Origin of the sequence: Glutamicibacter halophytocola, from assembly GCF_001302565.1 — a bacterium.
Taxonomy (GTDB): Bacteria; Actinomycetota; Actinomycetes; order Actinomycetales; family Micrococcaceae; genus Glutamicibacter; species Glutamicibacter halophytocola.
Window position 1 is genome coordinate 802847 of the sequence record NZ_CP012750.1, and the last position, 20445, is coordinate 823291.

Consider the following 20445-nt stretch of genomic DNA (forward strand, 5'->3'; position numbering starts at 1 on the left):
CAGCCTAGGGGATCAACTGCTTAACGCCGAGTCAATTGATGATTTGGTTGGCGAGTTCTTCACCGTGCGCAAAGGCGATGACCTGCTCCACTGCCAGTTCGGAGACTAACGAGATGAACTGTCCAGTGTCTCCGGCCATGTGCGGGGTGATGATGCAATTCGGTGCGCTCCATAGTGCGTGGTTTGCCGGCAGTGGCTCAGGATCGGTGACATCCAAGGCCGCATGCAGCCTGCCGGCTTGCAACTCCGGCAACAGGGCTTCGGTGTCGACGATGGGCCCGCGTCCCACATTGACCAGCAGCGATCCGTCCTTCATTGCTGAGAGGAATTCGGCATCGATAAGCTGCTCGGTTTCCGGGGTATGCGGCAGGGCAACAATCACCACATCGGCAGTGGGAAGAAAAGCCCAGAGCCGATCGAGAGAATAAATGGGGTGGCCCTGCTCATGGACTCGTTCAGTGCGGGCAAAAGACGAAAGCTCGGCAGGCTTGAAGGGCAGTAGCCGCGCACGGATTTCGCTGCCGACTCCGCCGGCACCGAGAAGCACCACCTTGGACCCGTGTAGCGAGCCGGTCCACGTCCTGGTCCACTGCCGCTCGCGCTGCTGCTGTCCGACCTGCGGCAGCTGGCGCAGGGATGCCAGGACCAGCGCGAGGCAGTGTTCGGCGGTGGCGTCTTCCACGGCTCCCTTGGAATTGGTCAATGACACTTGTTCAGTAAGGTGTTCCAGGACCCACTCGTATCCGATGGAGAGCAGGTGGACATGTTTCAGTCCCTTGATGCGGGAGACCCTTGAACGCAGTTCAGGATTGCTCGGACGTTCGGTAACCAGCACGTCGGCCGGCGGGGCGTCATTGGGGTCATCATCGATGTGCCAGAGGATCGGTTCGATTCCCGGAAGCCGCAACCGGTCGACGAGATCCTGCCAGGGGAGCAATACACGTAGTGCCATGCGAAGAATGTCCTTTCAGGTGCTATGACTATTGTGTCCGTTGGCTGGTAGCGATGAAAAATCTGGTGACCGGTCCATTGCTCCGCATCAGTTATTCCAGATTGCAGATCAAATAACTAGTAGGCTGAACCAATGGCTCACAAAGGGATTGTTGGAACCACCACGCTGATGGCGCTTGGCTGGACGGTGTTTGTCCTTGGCCTCGCCGCGCTATTCTTCGACCCGCTGGTCGGCGCGCTGTTGGCGATCGCCGGTGCGGTACAGATCAGCGGCGGCATGATCACCGAGGCGTTGAATAGGAAGCGGAATGCATTCGAAGTACTGCAAAACAGCAGAGAAGAAGAAATGCCCGCAATCGATTAGTAGCCGCCCGCCGCGCTCTACCGGCTCCGAGAGTGCATCAGGGGTATGTGGCAGGCTGGCGAATCGCTGATTTGACGCTGCTGGCGTACGATGTTGGGGCCATCGGGATCGGCAGCTGTTTTCTGACTAGCCCAGCAGATCGTCGATTCCCTTTGAGCTGAACCGAAACCGAAACCGGAAGCGGAACGCCGAACTTGCTTGCACGCTCGGCGCATTACCGGATACCAGGGGATCGGCTGGCTCGGGCCACGGGCAGAACCCGAAAAACGTGGCCAGGGCGCAGGAAGCAGCGGAACGTGACGATGCAGAACGGTGGCTGGCGTAGATCGAATCAGAAGCGGCACGTCTGCGCGAACAGTCAGGCCGCAAAAGTGACTAGTGGCAGCACCAAGCTTTGAACGTACGGTTGACTATTCGGACCATTCGTGACCAGGACACCCGGGGCCACAGTTTTTCGTTGGGGTGCGTCGCTCAAGGCACCACGCTGTCGTCACGACGAATCGAAGCGCAACGTCTTGCCCCGACGGGTAATTCTCGCCTCTCCAGACGGTCAACTGTCTGCTGGCCGATCCCTGGTCAGGATGAAGATCGACTGCTCGACCTGCACGCGCGTCCGCCCATAGGGACCGCCCCACGCGTCAAGCAATTCGAGGTAGCGTCGGTAATCTGCAGTGGACGTCGTAGATAGCTTGAAGGGTTGCACCATCGGCGTGCTGCTCGCGATCCAATCGCGGACACGCTTGTCGAGGATCGGTGCTACTCGCGGACCGCCGACTGAATCGACCATCGATGCGAAAGACAACCACTTCGTGAAGAAGGCACCGCCTAGGTACTTCGCTTTGCCCTCATTGTTCATCAGCCGGAAAGCCTCTGCTGCCCCGTCGTCGCGCACGGATGCTGCTCCGTCTCGGAGCCGGTCCTGGAGGTCAGGAACGATGCTAGCGCTTCTGTTGGAACGGCCCCTCGTGGCTGTGAGGATGGATCACGCACGAAACGGTTCATAACCGCCTGGTCCGCCCCAGATTACGACGGGAACGAACGCTGCCAGGGCCCGGCCGGATTGCAGGTTGTCTAGCACTGTTTTCCGGATGATTACCCGGTCCAGTTCTGCAGGGAGCGAAAGCAACGTTTCGGCGGCCTCGGGGAGGTCATGGACTACCTCCATCCATGGGATTCGATTCCACCTGAATGCGCGTTGGGGTGGGATTTCGTCCGAAAGTCTAAGCCTCAGCGCCGTGGGAATCGCAGGTAGGGTCATGTGATCTCTCTTCGGAGCAAGCGATTCATCCCCTGGGAGGGAACGGGTCCTTCTTGCCGATCGTATCGGTGTTCCTGATGGTGTTGTTCGATTTGCGGTGGTCGCGGACTTCTCCGCCTCCGCTTCGCTCGGCAAAACCTCGTGCAGCGTCGTGTGCGGCAGCCTGTGTGTCGAAGCGTGCAGCAGCTTTAGACGCGCCAGCTCGTTTGGCGCTCCAATCACCGGTGTTCTTGTTGAACTGAACATCGTAGTCGGCCATGGTTGCGACTCCTTTCTTGTAGGTACTTATAGGCTAATTCGCTGTACCGACACTTTGGCGTTCGCGTTGACCGGCGCACTCCGCAACAAGCTCAAAACGCTTCGGATGAGATCACTCACTACCGCGTTTTCGGGTGCGCGAGATCGAAATACCCAGAGAACCCAGCTGTATCACTAGTTTCGATTCGGTGCCATTATCGTCAGCGATGGGGGAACCCACCGGCTGTGGGATGACTGTTTCCTTCAGGTGTGCTTGCTGCTCTTCCTCCTGAACGCTCGACAGCGCACGAATCTTGCTTTCTAGATCATCTACGGCTTTACACGCCATAAGAGAATTGACGGTTCCCTTTGAGAAGTTGGAAAGCGCTAATGCATTAGGTATGAGCCAAGTCGCTGCGAAAAGGCATAGCGCTTGAAACGCATGGTTTGAGTAGTCGCCTGAATAGAAGAGCAAGGCCTGCAGGAGCAACGGGACTGCTACGAAACCTGCAGTCCGGATGAGGGCACCTATTCGGCCATTTCGCGGATTGGCGGTCAGGCTCTGATTCGCGATTTTCTGCCAACGCTTCGACTTTATCGGAGCTGCGAGTAGCCCTGAAATGTAGTACTGGAAGAGGGCCAGTAATGTTGCGGCACTGGCTGCACTCCAGAAGTTGGAGAAGGGTTCATCGCCTGAAGCAAATCGCGAAATCCGCGAGGTTATTGTGGCGATCATTCCAACTACGGAGCAAACTATGACCGCTGTCGCGAAAAACCAAACCAGGGTCGGTGCCAGTCGTCGGTGAGCTTTAGTGCTGAGCAGGCGTTCCTGTAGGGATTTTGATTTCTCAGACAATTGGTCGATCTCTTCAGCCCGGGCGATTAGCTCCGCCTTGGCAGTTTCTGCGCGGTGCGGGTTCACGAGGGAAACCGTCGCCTTTTCGGCCATATCGTTCAGCAGTAGCAAGAAGAACAGGATCATGATCCACAAGAAGCTAATCCCTGCCTGCATGGTAAGAGTTGCAGTTTGTTCTGAAGAAGTGACCAGTCCGTAATCGAGGGACTTGCTTAGGAGTTCCAACGCATAATTGGAATTGGTCATTGATACCAGCGAGCAAGCGATTGCGAATGCGAGCATGGAGGTATTGAACCAGCAGAAACCCTGGGCAAGGTTGCGCAAATTCTTTCTGTACTCGTACGGCAAGAACTCGTTCTTAGTTTGCTTACTTAGTGATAGCGCGCTGAATGTTAGACCGAGCATTGCCAATGACGCAGCGAAGATCCCGATGGAGAACGTCTTGGTGAATTCCGAAGAGATGTTCCCCAACGCGGCAAACACCATGAAGAGGTCGAACTGCCCCGCGGGAGCGATCGCCAAGATGCCCGCGAGCGCCCAGCAGATCACGCCAGTCGTCAGCATGAAGATCAACATGGTGTCGCTCCGACCGGTGGTGCTGTTTGGCACGTCACCGGACGCGCTGGATCGGGTTGGTTTTGTGCTGGATTCCTTGAACGTCATTGCCGTCTGAATTCCTCTTCTGCTTGAAGTCTTTGAGTTGAGATGAATCACCGGGAAGTACAGCGTCTCGACGTCAGGGCACGGCAGAACGGACTTGCCGATGCGCGGCCGCAATTCGCATCATCCCCTGCTCGACGGGCAGCGAACTGGAATGTGCTGCGCCGGTGTGGCGAATACTTTCGCGATGCAGCCGACCGGGATGAGTACGTGTCAAACCCGTGCATTCGTCAGGCTCTCGGTCCGGCATCAGTCCACGACACAATTATTTTCGCGGGTAGCACTAACGGTGTTGGGGCCCTATTGTCTGAACGGCCGGAATCACACAAGTCGTTTAATCGCCATTCTTCGCCAAAGTCATGATAACATTCGATGGAATTAATATTTGCGGTTCAAGTGTTGTTGCATTTCGCCGCCTGAATGATTGGAACGACTTTGAAGCTGTCCCTCTTGGCTGTGCCCATGGCGCTTTCCTTGATCGCAGTATCGCCGGCATCACCAGCAAGCTCACCCGCTGGCGTGAATACCGAGTCCGTTCATCAGTCGATCACCTCGCGTGCATTGCTCGAGTCGGAGTTCTTCCCCGACGATTCGTCTGCAACTGCGAGTTATGTTGAAGCCGATTCACCGCAGGACGCTGTGGCCAAGCTGGACAGATTGGACCAACTGCGCGCCGCGGGGATCAATGTGGCGACCATGGCCAAGGTCAATTACGGACCATGCAAAATCGTTGCGGAGGGTTTTCACGCGAGAAAATCCGGTGACTACCAAGTGGGTGGTTTCAAATCCACTACTTACTGCACCAAGCGCGTGTCGAAGATAACTCATTCATCTCAGGCGCGGCACAAGCGCCTGATTTGGTGGATCAAGGGTGGACTCGAAATCAGTGACTCGCCGAAAATTGTGAAGTCGGGATATTACAAGAAAACCCCTTATGCGTCGGTCTTCACGCAGAAGAATCATTCCATTTCGTGCAAGTCAACCAAGGGGACGACCTGGTCAGGACGGACTTTGGGAACCATCGTCTACAATGGCAAAACGTATTACGCAGATGCGTATGCCCCGATTCAGAAGAATGTGCCATGCCGTCCCTGAAAAAGATAGCCGAGGACATGAGAAGCCACTTGCGCGAGAAGACACCAAGTGAGCAGGAAATATTCCTGGTATACGGCAAGCAAAGCAGTCCGTATCCTGAGCTCGATTATATAGAACCGATCATCGCAATCGTGGTTGCGGAGAGCGATTGCTACGCACTACAAGAAGCGTACAAGGACGTGGCAGTAAGCTGGGAAACCAGAGCGGTTTACGGTTCTGCGCACCACTTTGTAAAAAACGGGGACTTACTCTACCTAGCTCATTCCACCCTGGAGCCTTACACCGAGGGCGCTGACGGCAGTCCGGTTTATGGCATTATGCAGTCGCCTAGCCCAACAGCTGTCTACTGTCGGCGGGATCTAGCCGAGCAGAAAGCCTCCGACTACCATCTGCAAGAGGTAATGGTCGGTGATGTGAATCTTCGTGGTGTGGGGGAGCTCCTTGAAGACTAGCGGTTTCGGTGGGACTCAATCCGGCAGGGATTACCGGGGATGGATTCTAGAGGCGCTGGGAAGCTGAGCCCGTGGCCGCTGAAGACAGCCTTAGCCCAGAGTAATCGGGCTCGAGTTTGTAGCCTTTCCGCGCCACTTTCGTGCTCACTTCGGGCGAGTGATGGTCCAATATTCGCTGGCGCTGAAATACTGTCCTCCGGCCTCGGGACTTGTCAGCAATCGAGCGGTCTTCCACTCCTTGCTCAATGTCAGCCTGTCATTCTGCTCTGCTGACTGAAATCTGTAGCCGGATAGGGACTCTGCGAAGGCTTGATTCCCGAGGGGCCGGGCCGAAGGCTGGCCAGCTAGTTTTGACGACCGGGCTCGCACACCCACGACTGCCAGCTCATCCGCCTTGTCGCCGATCGCCCACAGGTTCCAAAGGGATTACAAGGTCTCCTCAATCAGTGCCGGTTGCGACCTGTGGCAGGTTGAAACGGAGCTCCGGTGACAGAACCAAAACTGCGGTCCAAATCGAGTTCCCACCGCAAAAAGGACTCTATTGATGCTCAGATTCCAGCAGATTTTTAGTCGGTGGTTGGAACCTTGCTAGTGGGTCGCTAGGCATTAGAAGGTGGCAAGATCAGTCTCTAATATTCCTCCTCTGACTAGGCTTGCAGGGAACGAGTTTTATGTAAAAAAATTTCTTTGTGAATGTTCGGGTAATGAGCTAGATTTAGCCTAATCATCAATTCATCGGCACGGGGCAGAGCGGCTTTAGCGATAATCGCTAATTTATTCTGTTGTGAGGTTTTTGCGCCGATTCGCACTCTTTGAAGCAGGATAATTGAAAACTAAATTAAGCGCGGCAGCAATGTCGACGGCACTGATCACGGGATTGGTGCTCAGTGGCCCGGCAGCAAATGCAGAAGTGATTTCGGATGAGGTCATCTCCACACCAGTGGAATCGTCAACGTCGGTGGACGTGCAGGCGGTGCCAGTTGCGTCTCAGTCTCCTGTAGCGGACGTCGTTGAATCCGAGGAAAGTATCCTTCCAGCTGAGCCAGAGACGATGCTCGATGCCGACGAGCCAATTGAGGCAGAAACGGCGGAACCTGCCATCGATCCGGCAACCGAGTCCTCGGCTGCTCCAACTGCTGTTTCCGATGTGGACGAAGAACCAGAACCCGCGGTGGCGGAATCAGCTGCTTCGGCAGAACCTGACGCTGCATCTGAGCTCACTGCTGAAGTTAGTGAGTCGGCCAAGGCCACCGAACCATCAACGGACGTTGCAGACCAGGACGAAGACCCTCGCTGGGCCCAAATCGATGCGCTGATGCCTGAGGGCAGCGAGGACTGGGACGAAGCCCAGTGGGAAGCTTTCGATCAGACCGAAGCCGGGCAGGAGATGAACCGGCTTCTTGATGAACTGCTTGCTGAAGATATCAACTGGGACGAAGAATTCGACCTTTCTGATGAAGAACTGGCTTTCTGGGAGTCCATTACCGAACTTCTTCCCGAGGAAAGCTTCGACTGGGACGAAGCGCAGTGGGAAGCTTATTTCAACACCGACCAAGGCCTCGAACTACTTGACCTAATGCTGCCATTCATCGCCGAAAGCATCGAAAGCGATGAAGACGCCGCTGAGTTCCAGGCGTTCCTCGAAGAAGTATTTGCCCATGATCCCGAACTGCGAGCGTACTACCTTGAGCTGTACTTCGGCATCGAGGCCGCTCCCGAGGACAATGGTACCGACGGAACCTCAACTGAGGAAGAAATGGTTCCGTCCCAGACCGAATCTCCCTCGGCCAATGCTGTTATGGAGCCTGCAGGCCAGGTAAAGGCAGCATCTTCGGACAAGAAGGAAGAGCCAAAGAAGAGCGCCGACGCAGCTGCGCCAGCACTGGCGAACACCGGTTTTGACGGTGTCACTGCTGCCGGGGCGGGGCTACTGCTGGCTCTGGCCGGTGCAGTCGTTGTTGCCCTGGGCCGCCGGAAATTGGCCAAGCACTAGCTCGGCGGGATACTACTGGCGAAATGCCAATTGAAGCTGTTCGGCCACCGTCTTTGAGGCGGTGGCCGAACTGCTGAATAGGGTTTGTTGGTACCGCACGTCCGGCTACCTATGAAGTATTAAGATCCACTGTCCATGAAGTGGTGAGTTTCGGTGTCTAAGAAGTCACGAGATTTCACACCATCTGTCCGGACTAGAGGTACCGACTAACCGCATTTAGCAATTGGACTACTTTTCGGGGACCCAACCAGGTGTATCGAGGCATCACTTTTTGTTTTTAAAGATGCTTTTAAATACTCTCTGAAAAATGTCGGTACCTTGGCATAAAGTAATTCCATGGGTGTACTTCATGCAAAATTCAAGAAACGCGACTGGTTCAATCAAACTGGGTCGGCAACAGGCCCCATAGAGCCTAATACGAGTTGGAACGAGCCAAGCAGTAGAATGAATTTCTTTAGCAAACACAATTTCGTTTACATCGACCAACCCGTAGTCGGAAAAGAACGATTCTTATTCGGCTCACCTCCCCAGGGAACTCGTGGATCTGCTCCTTCGGTGAAGGTCATGCGTCGCTCTTTTTCCTTCATTGGATTTTCCGATCACATTTCAAGTCTTTATATCTCAGCACATTCGCCGATTATCGAGTTATCAGATGACTCCGGAATTCCGACGACGCCTGGAGGCGAATCATGAAGCACATCAACTACTTCAGAAACTTCCTTGAGAACACCGTAAACTTGCCTCAGTCGAAGCTCGACCTGCTCAGTTCCCGGGTTGACTCGATCTACAACTGTCTCAAGGCTGACCCAGATGTGGGTCAGGTAGTTAAGAAGAAAATACCCCAGGGTTCTTGGCCCCAGCGGACCATCATCAAGCCGGTCAATGGGAACGCTTTTGACGGTGACTTCATGATCCAGATGACGGAGGATCCAGATTGGGCATACGACCTGAAGAAGTACGGTGACGCCATCTACAGAGTGCTTCACACTGCCTCGCCGTACAAAAACATGCCGCATGGACGGAAATGCCGGTGCGTCTACGTCAACTATGCCGAAAATGCGATGCACGTCGACATCGTTCCATTCGTAGTGCGCTCTGACGGCACCCAGTGGATCATCAACCGTGATAACAACATCTGGGAGCGCACAGACCCCGACGGATTCACGGAATGGATGAAAAAGAAGGACGGCATCGCAAGCAAACACCTGCGCGAGGTCATTCGGATCATGAAATATTTGCGAGACCACAAGGGCTCTTGGACAGGTACCAAGTCGATCCTCCTCACAACACTATTGGGCGAACGAGTCGAGGAATGGCGTAAGGTGTTCGACACCGGCTACTACAGCGACCTCCCGACGGCCCTATTACACATCGTCTCCGACCTCGACGAGTACCTCCAAGCCCACCCATACAAGCCAGTCATCATGGATCCGTCAGGCTCCGGAACATCATTCGACCATCGTTGGACTCAAGAGACCTATGCACACTTGCGTAAACGAATTCATGTACACGCAGCGGAAATTAGGGATGCGTATCACGAAACTGATCTAGACGAGAGTGTCAAGAAATGGCAGGCGTTGTTCGGAGACGGCTTCAAACCACCAACCAGTTCTGAGGATTCCAAAAGCGAGGGAATCGGAAAGTTCAGTACCGTATCTGCCGTGACAGCAGCAACTGCTGTGTCAACAATCAAGCATTCTGGTCGCGCAGGGTGAGTTCGAAGCGCATCAGCGAATGGCAGACCAGAGTACGCAATGACTTGCGTACTTTCGCTTTGGAATACCCAGGCGAAGTCGAGCAGGTCGGCGAGCCCCGGCACAAGGCTGGTGAGATGCTGTTGCGTCTTCGGGTATGCACTCGTGGACTCAAACATGAAGAAGGCGGTCTTCGTTTGCGCCAGTACGAGGACTTCTTCGTTACCGTGGGCCAGTTTGACGTTTCGCCTCCGAGGATTGAAGTCAACCACCTCCGATTCCTAAACCACGCTCATGTACTCCAAGGTACGAGACTCTGCCTCTATCTGGACCCGTCCCGTGAATGGGATCCCTCTGGCGGGTTCGGTGGATTCATCGACCGACTCATGGAATGGCTCAGTGACGCTGCCGCAAGGCGCTTCAATGAACAAACCGCTCTGTATCATGCCGTTGGCGGAGTCTTGCACGAAACGGAAGGTTCAACCAGTGTTGTCGTACGGGACTCCATCCCTGCCAATGGTCTCATCCAACACAGTTGGCTCATTCAACGGACCCCGATGCGATTCGACCTGACCTTTGAGCGGCAACTCGCGCAGGACGCATCCTTTTCATCTCCCGTCGAACACGTACCGCTCATCCAACTTGATACGGCGCTCCCTCTAGGTGCAGGCAGTAGTTTGCATTCTCTATTGAGCCTCATCGAGGACCCATATGCAGGGCATTCGGCTTCCGGTGACGAGTTTTATGTCAAGCGCTTTTCCACAGGGTATGCTGCTCCACTGCTGTCCACGCTCGTGGCAAGTGCAATCCGCAAGGTGAACGGTACGCCTCAGCGTCTGGTGATCGCTGTACCGCATCCGACAGGAGGGCCACCGCACCTATTAATCGCTAGCATCCCATCGATTGGTGCTGATCAAGTGCGGGCTCTGGCATGTACTAGCAGAGGAAAGAACTCCAGTATCGATATCGATCCGGCTGCAATTGATTCAACCATAGAGCTTGACTGGCTTACTGTCTCAGATGAACGTCCAGAGGTTACAACTCGCCGCGACTCAAGACGTCCGGTGTCCTCTTTCATAGGCAAGTCTGTGCATATCTGGGGTTGCGGTGGTCTTGGATCTTGGATTGCCGAGTTTGTTGTTCGAGCTGGTGCCACGAAAGTCGTTCTTTGCGACCCAGGCAGGATCACAGGCGGGCTCTTGGCCAGACAGAACTTCCTCGAAACGGACGTTGGTATGTCCAAAGCGGAAGCACTTGCCAAACGCCTACATTCAATTAGCGATGTCGTTGAAGTAGTACCACGGGCAACACACTTTCCTGACGCTTCGGATTTGGTCGATGCCGATGTCATCATCGATGCCACCGTCAGTGTCGCGGTGGGTAGAGCGCTCGACGCTGCAGCTCCGGCGGCGGGACGTCCACTCTTTGCACAGGTAGCTTGCGACGTGCGTACCGGAACGCTAGGCATCCTGAGTGTCTCGATGCCACCGGATAGCGCAGGTTGCCTAACAATCGACCAGCAAGCAGGACGTGTAGTGAGAGCGGATGGAGCTCTGGAGCCCTTTCACGAATTGTGGGGTTCCGCAACCGATGCTGATGAAATTATCCCAACCAGAGGCTGTTCTACCCCCACCTACCACGGTTCAGCTGCCGACATGAGCGGCATCGCCGCGAGCCTAATTAGCTTGCTGGGCTCGCACCTTGGCTCCAGCGAGCCTGTATCCGGCACTCACCTCATCTCCCTGCCCCATGGCGAAGCGGGGCCATTACGAAGATTCGTGCCTGTATCCCGCATCAAAACATCGGGCGAAGGCGGAGCTCTGTTGGAATTTCGAGGAAGTGTCGAGAAAGATGAACTGTCTAAAAATCAAACGGGAGGAACACATTTTGAGTCGAATTGATGCGCGGAATACTACCGTCAAACGCGGAGGCATTAAAGACTCGGTGCGCAACGCGCTTTGGGCACGAACAGCTGGACGTTGCACGTTCTGTAACCGTCGTCTACTCGGGGATCAACGAACATACCTGCACTCAGTTCTGTTGGCGGAACTGGCTCACAATGTCGGCGCTATCGCCGGAGCTGGATCGCCTCGTAGCGCAACTAACAGGGACGTTGACGACACTGAGGCAGAAGAGAACCTACTTCTCCTATGCCACGATTGTCACAAGATCATTGATAACCCAGATCACGTTGGCTTTTTCCCGCCAGAGAAACTTCGAGATATCAAGGAATCCTTTGAGCGAAGGATCGAGATGGTCACGGACGACGGTGGTCTAACGCGAACTGCTGCTCTTCGAGTTGGTTGTCTTATACGTGGGTCATTTGCGATGGCATCCCGGCGTGAGGTCGGCGAAACACTGCTCGCGGCCAACTATCTGGGCCTAGTTGAGACCCGACGCAGTGGTGACTTCGCTTGTCGAATTAGCGGCTCAGTTGAGGGGCGTGGCTTTTGGGATGCTGGGCAGCAATCGATCGATGACGTACTCGCGCAGGTTCAGCAAGCTGTTGATAGCGGGGACGTTGAACATATTTCTGTTTTTGCGATTGCTCCCGTACCACTACTTGTTTATTTGGGTTGGCATCTTGACGATAAAACACCAACCCGGCTCTTCCAGAAGCACCGAGACCAGTTCATAGGATGGTCGTGGAGAGAACAGAGCGATCCAGCTGACTTTGAGATCGTGGCCTCTCAACAAGATGAATCCGCCGAAGATGTCATTCTGATTTGTGCATTGACAAGCGAAGTGAACCAGGCCGCGTTGCCGTCCGAGGTCTCCGGTTTGCCGACCATAGAAGTGAGGCCTATTGACTCGCAGGCTGGGCCGATTCTCATTTCTAACGAGCGATCACTCACCAACTTTGCCAAGCAGTGGCGAGAAGCGCTAGCTTTGGCCGAAGCGCATTTCCCAAACGCTCGTCGATGGCACCTGATAGCGTCTGCACCGGTCACAGCAGCGATTGAGGCTGGGCGAGCGGTAGTTCGAGACATTCATCCGCCCGTGACGATCTACGAGCGCATGAATGCCGGTTACGAAGCAGTCATTACGATCAATAACTAGGGAGTGTCGGGGAACGATCGGCGCGGACAAAATGAACGCATTTGAACAATGCGCTGGGGCGGATTCGCGCCAGTAACGTCATGCTGTTGCCGGCTTTCAGATAACGCCAAGGAGTCAGATTGTGTGTCGCATAGTTCAGTTCTAGCCGACGGTCGCAGGGCTACTCAAGTACGTTCTCGGCTAGCTCCAGAATTCAGACGTCAATTACGGACAAAAGCAGCCTCCTGACGGTGCGCCGATCAACGACACCCCCGGGGCATGCAAGAATTTAGCTATCCAAGCGGGAATGCTCACCCAAACCGTGCCACGTCCGGTTGTGATACACCAAACCGTTGCCGGGTTGGCCGAGTTCGCTGTCGCGTTCAATTTGCGACTGAAGCGCCCGGGCCACAAAAACCGTGGAGGCGCCCGCCTGGACTCGTTCTATGACCTCGCAGCGCACCCAAGCGCGGACTCCATCGAATACCGGTTCGCCGGTGCTCAGCCTAGACCACGTTTGCTTCTGTGCGAAGCGGTCGATGCCGCTGGTTGCACCGAGCTTCGCCACATCGATGTCTTGTGCATCCAGGCTGTGAACGACAACGGTTGTTGCGCGGGTGAGCACTTTGGCTGCCGAGGACAGCGCAGAAATCGAGAAGACGAGCAATGGCGGATCAACGCTGATCGAAGCCACAGACGTTGCCGTGAGGGCAACTGGTCCGTCGCCGGCATCGGCGGTAATCAGGCTGACGCCGCCAGGGTGCCCGCGGAAGATCGCTTTGAAATCATCTGCGGGCAACGATGGTGTGGCCGATTCTGTCGCTTTAGACGCGGGCACCAACAAGCTCCTCGCGCAGGATGCCAGCGCCTGCGCTGAGCGCGCTGAGCTTGGCCAGGGCCACATCGCGGCGGAACGGCGCCATGCCGCAGTTGGTGCTGGCAATCAGCTTGTCGGCATCGACAAATTCGAGTGCGTTGCGCAGGGTCTGCGCCACTTCCTCGGCAGTCTCCACAGCGTCATTGGCCACGTCGATAGCTCCGAGCATCACTCGCTTGCCACGGACCATTTCGACAACCTCAAGCGGAACATTTGAATGGTGGGATTCCAGCGAGACGGTATCGATGGAGGAAGCCTGCAACAGCGGGAAGGACTTCTCGTAGTGGCGCCACTGAGCTCCGAGAGTGGCTTTCCAGTCATTGTTCGCTTTGATGCCGTAGCCAAAGCAGATGTGCACGACGGTCTCGGCTTTGAGTCCCTCGCAGGCGCGCTCCAGGGCAGCGATGCCCCAGTCGGCCACCTCATCAAAAAAGACGTTGAAGGCAGGCTCGTCGAACTGGATGACGTCCACCCCGGCTGCCTCAAGCTCGCGGGCTTCCTGGTTCAAGATGGTCGCGAATTCCCAGGCAAGCTTCTCGCGGCTGCGGTAGTGCGCATCGTACAAGGTATCAACCATGGTCATCGGGCCAGGCAAGGTCCACTTGATCTGGCGGTCGGTCAGCGTGCGCAGGAATTTCGCGTCCTGAACGAAGACCGGCTTTTCGCGCTCTACTGCACCGACGACGGTGGGAACACTGGCGTCGTAGCGGTTGCGGATGCGCACGGTCTCGCGCTTCTCGAAGTCGACACCGCTCAGGTGCTCAATGAAGGTGGTGACAAAGTGCTGGCGGGACTGCTCGCCATCGGAAATGATGTCGATGCCGCGCTGGGCCTGCTCGAGGACCGCAGCACGCATGGCGTCCTGCTGGCCCTCGCGCAATTGCGCGCCCTCAAGCTTCCAAGGGGACCAAAGTTTTTCAGGCTCGGCGAGCCATGACGGCTTGGGCAGGCTGCCGACAATTGACGTGGGGATAAGCGGGGAAGTCATAGAAGAATCTTTCTGGATCTTAGGCGACAGGAGTCGGGTAGGAGGAAGACCACTGATCTAGCAGTTCACGATTTGGGGCGATGAAGTGTTCCTCGGTGAACTTGCCCTGGATCTTTCCCAATTGGGTGCGTTCTTCGCGGTCATAGAAAACGCGGGTGGGGGAGAAATCTTCGGCACCGAGGCTCGGGTGGTATACCGCGGGAGCCGCCGAATTAGCGTTGTAGATCTCCGGGCGGTAGATCTTCTGGAAGGTCTCCATGGTGCTGATCAGGCTGATCAGCTGCAGGTTCGTGTAATCGTTGAGCAGGTCGCCACGGAAGTAGAAGGCCAGCGGCGCGACGGCGCCCGGCGGCATGAAGTAGCGAACGCTCAAGCCCATCTTGCCGAAGTACGCATCCGTGAGCGAGTTCTCGTCCTGCTGGTATTCCAAGCCGAGCACCGGATGGCTGTTGCCAGTGCGGAAATAGGTCTTGGAGGTGGAGACGCTGATGCAGACCACCGGCAGCTGGGCGAAACGCTCACGGTATGCCTGCGAGTTCAAAAAATGCTGGAAGAGCTGTCCGTGGAGATCGCCAAAATCTTCGGGAAGCACCGGAGCTCCGCTGTCATTACACGATGCTGGGAGCACAACGCTGAAGTCGTAATCGCGGACATAAGAAGAAAAATTATTGCCGACCATGCCCTGGGACCGAGTGCCGGTGAGTTTATCCACGATCGTGGTTTCAAGCACTTCTAAAAGAGGGAATTTCTGGTCGGTATTATCGGCAGAAAAGTGCACATTTGCGGAAATGATTTCCAATTCAAGAGAATAGCGGTCGCCCTGGGGATTGTCCCAGTGAGCCAAGGAATTGAACCGGCGGTTGATCATCGTCAGGGCATTGCGCAGGTTCTCTTCGCGGCGCTCTCCGCGTGCCAAATTAGCGAAGTTTGTCGTGGTGCGCGAATTTGTCGAAGGGGAGTAATTCTCGTCGAATCTGGTGGTGCTAATGCTGAAATTTAATGCGTCTGCCATGATGGCCAATCTGTATTTGGGAGGCCTGGGCAGGCCGAGGGGAAGTCGTTGCGTCAATCTTGCAGGGTGATTCTTGATATCAGGTAACTCGATATAACTATGGATTCATATAGACTCAATCTATGGTTCAGGGAACAAATGGCTTGACACTGCAGCAGCTTCGCTATTTCGTGGCGGTCGCCTCCGAAGGCTCGATCTCCGCCGCAGCCGACTTGATTTACGTCGCGCAGCCCAGCATGTCGGCGGCGATGAAGGAGCTCGAATCTCGGGTGGGGCGCACCTTGCTGGTGCGCTCGGCCAGGGGAGTGACGCTCACCGCCGAAGGCGCAGAATTCCTCGGCTATGCCCGGCAGGTCCTGGAGCAGGTGGAGCTTCTTGAGCACCGCTACCTCGGCCGGCCCTCCGCCAGGCGCCTGCTGGGCGTCTCCACCCAGCACTACTCATTTTCGGTGGACGCCTTTGTCCGGATGGTCCAGGCCAGCGGCGCCGAGGAATACCAGTTTTCGCTCCGCGAGACGCGCACCGAACAGATCATCGAGGACGTGCGCACCCTGCGCAGCGACATCGGGATCCTCTACCGCAACGACTTCAACCGGAAGGTCATCGACAAGCTGCTGCGCGAATCCCGGCTGGCCTTCCACCCGCTGTTCCTGGCTGATCCGCACATCTTCATCTCGCGCAGCAACCCGCTGGCCACCCGGGACCAGGTCACGCTCGAAGACCTCGAGGACCTGCCGCGGCTGACCTTCGACCAGGGCGCGAACAATTCCTTCTACTTCGCCGAGGAGGTGCTCTCCACGCGCTCCAGCCAACGCGAAATCCAGGTTTCGGACCGCGCCACCATCTTCAATCTCATGATCGGCCTGGGCGGGTACACGATCTCCACCGGCATCATCAGCGACGAGCTTGATCCCTCCATCGTTGCCATCCCGCTGGCGATCGAGGAGCGGATCGAGATCGGCTGGATCGACCACGCCGCCATTCCGCTGACCGACCAGGCCCAGCGCTACCTGCAAGAAGTTCGCGCGGTGGTCGCCAGCTTCGGGGTCGAGGTGCTCGGCTGAGCCGCCCACGGCGTAACTCCCGGTCATCGATCACCGGCGCATCGTCACAAACTTCGGCAAAAACCTTGAAATCACGCAGGTTCTGTTCAAAACTATGCGTCATAAAGTGGTGCCAACCACCGCGTCATCATGACAAGTTCACGACATATGAAGCTTGGCGGCCTTGTATGAAGCTGGCCGCCCGATAGCGCTTGCGCCGTTTGCGGCCCGTGGCCAACCATGGAAGAACAACAAACCATCAAGAGCGACTAAGAGATCTGGCTCGAAGACGTCGCAGCAACCATCGGGAAACCGAAAGGTGCTAATGCCAGGAACGATGGAGCAGTTCCGAACGCGCTTTTGCGTGCTGTGCTTCGTGTTGCCACACGATGCCTAATCGGTGCACTCCCTCGCAGAGAACGAGGAGGAGCTATGAGCCAAGGAACCGACGCGGTCCATGCCGGATATCGCCCGAGCGGAGACTTCCGCCCGATGCTGCCGCCACTGCACAATTCCGCAGCCTACCAATTCCAGTCGCATGCCGAAGCGATCGAGAAGTTCGCGCTGCGCCAGGCCGGCTTCACCTACTCGCGCACCGGCAACCCCACCGTCTCGATTCTCGAGCAGCGCGTGGCAGCACTGGAAGGCGGCGCCCAAGCGGTAGCCACCGCCACCGGCCAGTCCGCGGTAGCCCTGTCCCTGCTGGCCCTGACCCAGGGCCCCAAGCACATCGTGGCCTCCTCCTCGCTCTACGGCGGCACCGTGGATCTGCTCACCGACACCTTCGCCGACTTCGGCATCCGCATCAGCTTTGTCGACCAGGCCGATCCGTCCGCCTGGTCCGGCGCTATCGAGGAAGACACCCGGGCGTTCTTCCTGGAGTCGGTCTCTAACCCGCTGTGCACCGTGGCCGATCTTCCCGCCATCGCGGCCATCGCCCACGAGCACAATATCCCGGTGGTGGTCGATAACACCCTGGCCACCCCGCTGAATGTGCGGCCACTGGATCATGGCGCGGACATCGTGGTGCACTCGGCCACCAAGGGCCTGGCCGGACACGGTTCTGTTTTGGGCGGGATCGTCGTGGACTCGGGCAAATTCGACTTCTCCGATGCCGCCCGCTGGCCGCAGATCGCCGCCCCGCGCGTGCGGCTGAACAACACCTCGCTGCTTGAGCGCCATGGATCGGCCGCCTACGCGATGCTGGTGCGCTCCAAATTCCTGCACGACCTGGGCCCGACCCTGGCCCCGGCCAGCGCCCAGGGCATCCTGGCCGGCATCGAAACCCTGCCGGTACGCGCCGGGCATGTGCAGCGCAGCGTCACCACGCTGATCGGCGAGCTCCTGGCGCACCCGGGCATTGTGGCCATCCACCACCCCTCGCTGTCCACCCACCCGAGCCACGAGCTGGCCAAGAAGATCACGCCCAAGGGCACCGGTTGCGTGCTGGCCATCGAGCTGGCCCATCCCACGCTGGTCTCCCCGCTGATCGACGGGCTGAAGCTGATTTCGCTGGCCGCCAATGTGGGGGACACCCGCACCATGATCTCCCACCCGGCCACCATGACCCACTGCCGGCTCTCCGAGCAGCAGCTGGCCGCCGCCGGGCTGAACACCGCCACCCTGCGCCTGTCGGTCGGCCTGGAAGACCCCGCCGACCTGCTCGCAGATCTCACCCAGGCCCTGGACCACGCACTGGCCCAGGCCCTGGCCCCGCAAACCCAAGGAGCATCATGAGCGGCTTCAACACCCTCGCCGTGCACGCCGGCCAGCACAAGGACCCGCACACCGGGGCGGTGGTCCCGCCGATCTACCAGACCAGCACCTTCGTCCAGGACGGCATTAACGTGCTGCGCTCCGGGCATGAATACTCCCGCGGCTCGAATCCCACCCGCGACGGGTTCCAGGACCAGCTCACCGCGCTGGAAGGCGGGGCCGCCGGCTTCGCCTTCGCCTCCGGCATCGCCGCCGAAGACGCGCTGCTGCGCGCGGTGCTCGAACCGGGCGACCACATCATCCTCGGCGCCGACGGCTACGGCGGCACCAACCGGCTGATCTCCAAGCTGCACAGCAAGTGGGGGATCACCTCTTCGGCGGTGGACATCACCAGCCTGGATTCGGTGCGCGCCGCGGTGCGCCCGAACACCGCGCTGCTCTGGGTGGAGACCCCCTCCAACCCGCTGCTGGGCATCGCCGACCTGGCCGGCTGGGCGGACATCGCCCGCGAGCACGGCGCCCTGCTGGTGGTGGACAATACCTTCGCCACCCCGTATCTGCAGCGCCCGCTGGATTTCGGCGCCCACGCGGTGGTCCACTCCACCACCAAATACATTGGCGGGCACTCCGATGTGCTCGGCGGCGCGGTGATCGTGGCCGACCATCACTTCCGCGGGCAGACCCTGGCCGAAGCGGTGGGCTACCAGCAGTTCGCCGGCGGAGCTGTGGCCGGCCCGCAGGATTCCTACCTGGCCGCCCGCGGGCTGAAAACCCTGGGCCTGCGCATGGAGCGCCACTGCGCCTCGGCCGATACCCTGGCCCGCTGGCTCGATGCGCAGCCCGAGGTCACCCGGGTCTACTACCCGGGACTCGAATCGCACCCCGGGCACGAGCTGGCCGCCCGCCAGCAGCGCGGTTTTGGCGGGATCGTCTCGCTGGCCCTGGAAGATGAGGCCGCTGCCCGCGCCTTCGCCCAATCCATGGAGTACTTCCAGCTCTCGGTCTCCCTGGGCGGGGTGGAATCCCTGGTCTGCTATCCGCGCGAAATGACCCACGCCTCGCTGATCGGCACGCCGCTGGAAATCCCGGCCAACCTGGTCCGCCTCTCGGTGGGCATCGAGGAGGCCGAGGATCTGATCGCCGATCTTCAACGCGGCCTGGCCGCCGCCCGGGCCACCCGGCCTGTGAGCACCGTGCGCGAAAAGGCCCTGGAAAACGCCTGATCGCATCGAACCGCAATAATCGGGCGGCGCGCCCCTTCCCCACGGAATAGTAATTGGGGAAGGGTGGAAACATGATCGGAATTCTCAATCGGCTCGTCGAGCATATCGAGGCGAACCTGCACGCCGAGATCAGCCTCGCGGATCTGCTGCGCGGCGAAGGCACGACCGAATACCACGTGCGGAGGATGTTCTCCTCGCTGGCCGGCCTGCCGGTCTCCGAGTACATCCGCCGCCGGCGCATGTCCCTGGCCGCCGCGGACCTGCTCGCCGGGGATGACCTCTTAGCTATCGCGATCCGCTACGGCTACGGCTCAGCCGAAGCTTTCGGCCGGGCCTTCCGGTCCGTGCACGGTGCGAGCGCGGGCGAGGTCCGCAGATCAGGCGGCCCCCTTCGAAGCCAGCCAATCATCAGGTTCAGCCTGAACGTCGAAGGGAAACGCCCCATGGATGCACGAATAGCGCAACGAGAAAACTTCCAGCTCATCGGATACGCCGCACGCGTCCCGCTGATCCACCACGGGTCCAACCCGCACATCCAGGAGCACATCGCCTCCATCCCGATGGCCGAGCATGCCCGGCTCAAGGCGCTGTCGGCCGCCGAGCCCGCCGGGCTGCTGCAGGTCAGCGACCAGGTCGATGCGGACTACCGCGAAGGCAGCGAGCTGACCTACCTGCACGGAGTTGCGGTGCCGGCCGAGGCCCCGGTGCCCGAGGACCTGGATTCCATCCAGGTTCCAGCCGGGGCCTGGGCGGTGTTCAGCGTGTCGGGCCCCTACCCGGCGGCGCTGCAGGAGCTCTGGGCCTCCACGGCCACCGCATGGTTCCCGTCCAACCCGTGGCGTTTGCGTCCCGGCCCGTCCATTGTCGCCGTGCTCGATCGGGCCGCGGACTTCAGCACCGCGACCTGCGAGCTCTGGCTGCCGGTGGAGGCCGACCGCTAGCCTTATCCACACCTCGTCGATGCCTGCCCCGCGGATCCTTTTCTGC

19 protein-coding genes and 1 riboswitch are annotated in these 20445 nt (G+C 58.0%); of the genes, 12 read left to right on the plus strand and 7 right to left on the minus strand.

What is annotated here, in order from left to right; translation table 11 throughout:
* Positions 1-31: 31 nt before the first annotated feature.
* Positions 32-952: a 2-hydroxyacid dehydrogenase gene (locus tag AOZ07_RS03795; RefSeq protein WP_060700783.1), complete on the minus strand. Its 921-nt coding sequence runs from the start codon at positions 950-952 to the stop codon at positions 32-34.
* Between the two features lie 132 nt (positions 953-1084).
* Between AOZ07_RS03795 and AOZ07_RS03800 the strand changes: the two genes are divergently transcribed.
* Positions 1085-1315 (plus strand): hypothetical protein, encoded by a 231-nt coding sequence (locus AOZ07_RS03800; RefSeq protein ID WP_060700784.1) that lies wholly within the window; start codon positions 1085-1087, stop codon positions 1313-1315.
* A 550-nt stretch (positions 1316-1865) separates the two neighbouring features.
* Here AOZ07_RS03800 and AOZ07_RS03805 read toward each other — a convergent pair.
* From AOZ07_RS03805 to AOZ07_RS03820, 3 genes are all read right to left on the minus strand, one after another.
* Complete coding sequence (locus AOZ07_RS03805; protein ID WP_335334231.1) at positions 1866-2294, minus strand: 8-oxoguanine DNA glycosylase OGG fold protein; 429 nt, start codon at positions 2292-2294, stop codon at positions 1866-1868.
* 304 nt (positions 2295-2598) lie between these two features.
* The gene (locus AOZ07_RS03815) at positions 2599-2832 is read right to left on the minus strand and encodes a DUF2188 domain-containing protein (RefSeq protein WP_060700787.1); all 234 of its coding nucleotides are present in this window, start codon (positions 2830-2832) and stop codon (positions 2599-2601) included.
* A 111-nt stretch (positions 2833-2943) separates the two neighbouring features.
* Positions 2944-4329 carry a hypothetical protein gene (locus AOZ07_RS03820; protein ID WP_194943788.1) on the minus strand — a complete coding sequence of 462 codons (1386 nt, stop codon included), beginning with the start codon at positions 4327-4329 and terminating at the stop codon, positions 2944-2946.
* A gap of 432 nt (positions 4330-4761) precedes the next feature.
* Between AOZ07_RS03820 and AOZ07_RS03825 the strand changes: the two genes are divergently transcribed.
* The 7 genes from AOZ07_RS03825 to AOZ07_RS19020 all read left to right on the plus strand — a co-directional run bounded on the left by AOZ07_RS03825 (position 4762) and on the right by AOZ07_RS19020 (position 12620).
* Positions 4762-5421 carry a hypothetical protein gene (locus AOZ07_RS03825; RefSeq protein ID WP_060700789.1) on the plus strand — a complete coding sequence of 220 codons (660 nt, stop codon included), beginning with the start codon at positions 4762-4764 and terminating at the stop codon, positions 5419-5421.
* The gene (locus AOZ07_RS03830; RefSeq protein ID WP_060700790.1) at positions 5409-5873 is read left to right on the plus strand and encodes a hypothetical protein; all 465 of its coding nucleotides are present in this window, start codon (positions 5409-5411) and stop codon (positions 5871-5873) included. Before AOZ07_RS03825 ends, AOZ07_RS03830 begins: the two co-directional genes overlap by 13 nt.
* Before the next feature lie 826 nt (positions 5874-6699).
* Positions 6700-7866, plus strand: a complete 1167-nt coding sequence (locus tag AOZ07_RS03835) for a hypothetical protein (RefSeq protein WP_194943789.1) — start codon at positions 6700-6702, stop codon at positions 7864-7866.
* A gap of 336 nt (positions 7867-8202) precedes the next feature.
* The gene (locus AOZ07_RS18685; RefSeq protein ID WP_194943790.1) at positions 8203-8559 is read left to right on the plus strand and encodes a hypothetical protein; all 357 of its coding nucleotides are present in this window, start codon (positions 8203-8205) and stop codon (positions 8557-8559) included.
* Positions 8556-9581 carry an SMODS domain-containing nucleotidyltransferase gene (locus AOZ07_RS03840; RefSeq protein ID WP_060700792.1) on the plus strand — a complete coding sequence of 342 codons (1026 nt, stop codon included), beginning with the start codon at positions 8556-8558 and terminating at the stop codon, positions 9579-9581. The genes AOZ07_RS18685 and AOZ07_RS03840 overlap by 4 nt, the downstream gene beginning before the upstream one ends.
* Positions 9578-11461 carry a ThiF family adenylyltransferase gene (locus tag AOZ07_RS03845; RefSeq protein WP_075972409.1) on the plus strand — a complete coding sequence of 628 codons (1884 nt, stop codon included), beginning with the start codon at positions 9578-9580 and terminating at the stop codon, positions 11459-11461. Before AOZ07_RS03840 ends, AOZ07_RS03845 begins: the two co-directional genes overlap by 4 nt.
* A gap of 427 nt (positions 11462-11888) precedes the next feature.
* A complete protein-coding gene (locus AOZ07_RS19020) occupies positions 11889-12620 on the plus strand; it encodes an SAVED domain-containing protein (protein WP_236995259.1) in 732 nt (243 codons plus the stop codon).
* Positions 12621-12888: 268 nt separating this feature from the next.
* Here the strand turns inward: AOZ07_RS19020 and AOZ07_RS03855 are convergent, their stop codons facing one another.
* Genes AOZ07_RS03855 through AOZ07_RS03865 form a run of 3 tightly spaced genes read right to left on the minus strand, consistent with a single transcriptional unit; the run spans position 12889 to position 15476 of the window.
* Positions 12889-13437, minus strand: coding sequence for a flavin reductase family protein (locus tag AOZ07_RS03855; RefSeq protein WP_236995260.1), 549 nt, complete (start codon positions 13435-13437; stop codon positions 12889-12891).
* Positions 13424-14464 carry a methionine synthase gene (locus AOZ07_RS03860; protein WP_060700795.1) on the minus strand — a complete coding sequence of 347 codons (1041 nt, stop codon included), beginning with the start codon at positions 14462-14464 and terminating at the stop codon, positions 13424-13426. Before AOZ07_RS03860 ends, AOZ07_RS03855 begins: the two co-directional genes overlap by 14 nt.
* A 19-nt stretch (positions 14465-14483) precedes the next feature.
* Positions 14484-15476, minus strand: coding sequence for a DUF1852 domain-containing protein (locus tag AOZ07_RS03865; RefSeq protein WP_060703286.1), 993 nt, complete (start codon positions 15474-15476; stop codon positions 14484-14486).
* Between the two features lie 122 nt (positions 15477-15598).
* Here AOZ07_RS03865 and AOZ07_RS03870 point away from each other — a divergent pair, with 122 nt between their 5' ends.
* The 4 genes from AOZ07_RS03870 to AOZ07_RS03885 all read left to right on the plus strand — a co-directional run bounded on the left by AOZ07_RS03870 (position 15599) and on the right by AOZ07_RS03885 (position 20399).
* A complete protein-coding gene (locus AOZ07_RS03870; protein WP_060700796.1) occupies positions 15599-16540 on the plus strand; it encodes a LysR family transcriptional regulator in 942 nt (313 codons plus the stop codon).
* A gap of 232 nt (positions 16541-16772) precedes the next feature.
* Positions 16773-16863: riboswitch (SAM riboswitch) on the plus strand.
* A gap of 88 nt (positions 16864-16951) precedes the next feature.
* Complete coding sequence (locus AOZ07_RS03875; RefSeq protein ID WP_060700797.1) at positions 16952-18256, plus strand: O-acetylhomoserine aminocarboxypropyltransferase/cysteine synthase family protein; 1305 nt, start codon at positions 16952-16954, stop codon at positions 18254-18256.
* Complete coding sequence (locus AOZ07_RS03880) at positions 18253-19458, plus strand: cystathionine gamma-synthase (RefSeq protein ID WP_060700798.1); 1206 nt, start codon at positions 18253-18255, stop codon at positions 19456-19458. Before AOZ07_RS03875 ends, AOZ07_RS03880 begins: the two co-directional genes overlap by 4 nt.
* A gap of 71 nt (positions 19459-19529) precedes the next feature.
* Positions 19530-20399, plus strand: coding sequence for an AraC family transcriptional regulator (locus AOZ07_RS03885; protein WP_060700799.1), 870 nt, complete (start codon positions 19530-19532; stop codon positions 20397-20399).
* Positions 20400-20445: the final 46 nt, after the last annotated feature.

Excerpts from the sequence above, each read along its gene's own strand:
- AOZ07_RS03840 (WP_060700792.1), top strand. The coding sequence starts at position 8,556 with ATGAAGCACATCAACTACTTCAGAAACTTCCTTGAGAACACCGTAAAC.
- AOZ07_RS03875 (WP_060700797.1), top strand. The coding sequence starts at position 16,952 with ATGAGCCAAGGAACCGACGCGGTCCATGCCGGATATCGCCCGAGCGGA.
- AOZ07_RS03800 (WP_060700784.1), top strand. The coding sequence starts at position 1,085 with ATGGCTCACAAAGGGATTGTTGGAACCACCACGCTGATGGCGCTTGGC.
- AOZ07_RS03860 (WP_060700795.1), bottom strand. The coding sequence starts at position 14,464 with ATGACTTCCCCGCTTATCCCCACGTCAATTGTCGGCAGCCTGCCCAAG.
- AOZ07_RS03870 (WP_060700796.1), top strand. The coding sequence starts at position 15,599 with ATGGTTCAGGGAACAAATGGCTTGACACTGCAGCAGCTTCGCTATTTC.
- AOZ07_RS03865 (WP_060703286.1), bottom strand. The coding sequence starts at position 15,476 with ATGGCAGACGCATTAAATTTCAGCATTAGCACCACCAGATTCGACGAG.
- AOZ07_RS03795 (WP_060700783.1), bottom strand. The coding sequence starts at position 952 with ATGGCACTACGTGTATTGCTCCCCTGGCAGGATCTCGTCGACCGGTTG.
- AOZ07_RS03830 (WP_060700790.1), top strand. The coding sequence starts at position 5,409 with ATGCCGTCCCTGAAAAAGATAGCCGAGGACATGAGAAGCCACTTGCGC.
- AOZ07_RS03880 (WP_060700798.1), top strand. The coding sequence starts at position 18,253 with ATGAGCGGCTTCAACACCCTCGCCGTGCACGCCGGCCAGCACAAGGAC.
- AOZ07_RS18685 (WP_194943790.1), top strand. The coding sequence starts at position 8,203 with ATGGGTGTACTTCATGCAAAATTCAAGAAACGCGACTGGTTCAATCAA.
- AOZ07_RS03820 (WP_194943788.1), bottom strand. The coding sequence starts at position 4,329 with ATGACGTTCAAGGAATCCAGCACAAAACCAACCCGATCCAGCGCGTCC.
- AOZ07_RS03815 (WP_060700787.1), bottom strand. The coding sequence starts at position 2,832 with ATGGCCGACTACGATGTTCAGTTCAACAAGAACACCGGTGATTGGAGC.
- AOZ07_RS19020 (WP_236995259.1), top strand. The coding sequence starts at position 11,889 with ATGGCATCCCGGCGTGAGGTCGGCGAAACACTGCTCGCGGCCAACTAT.
- AOZ07_RS03885 (WP_060700799.1), top strand. The coding sequence starts at position 19,530 with ATGATCGGAATTCTCAATCGGCTCGTCGAGCATATCGAGGCGAACCTG.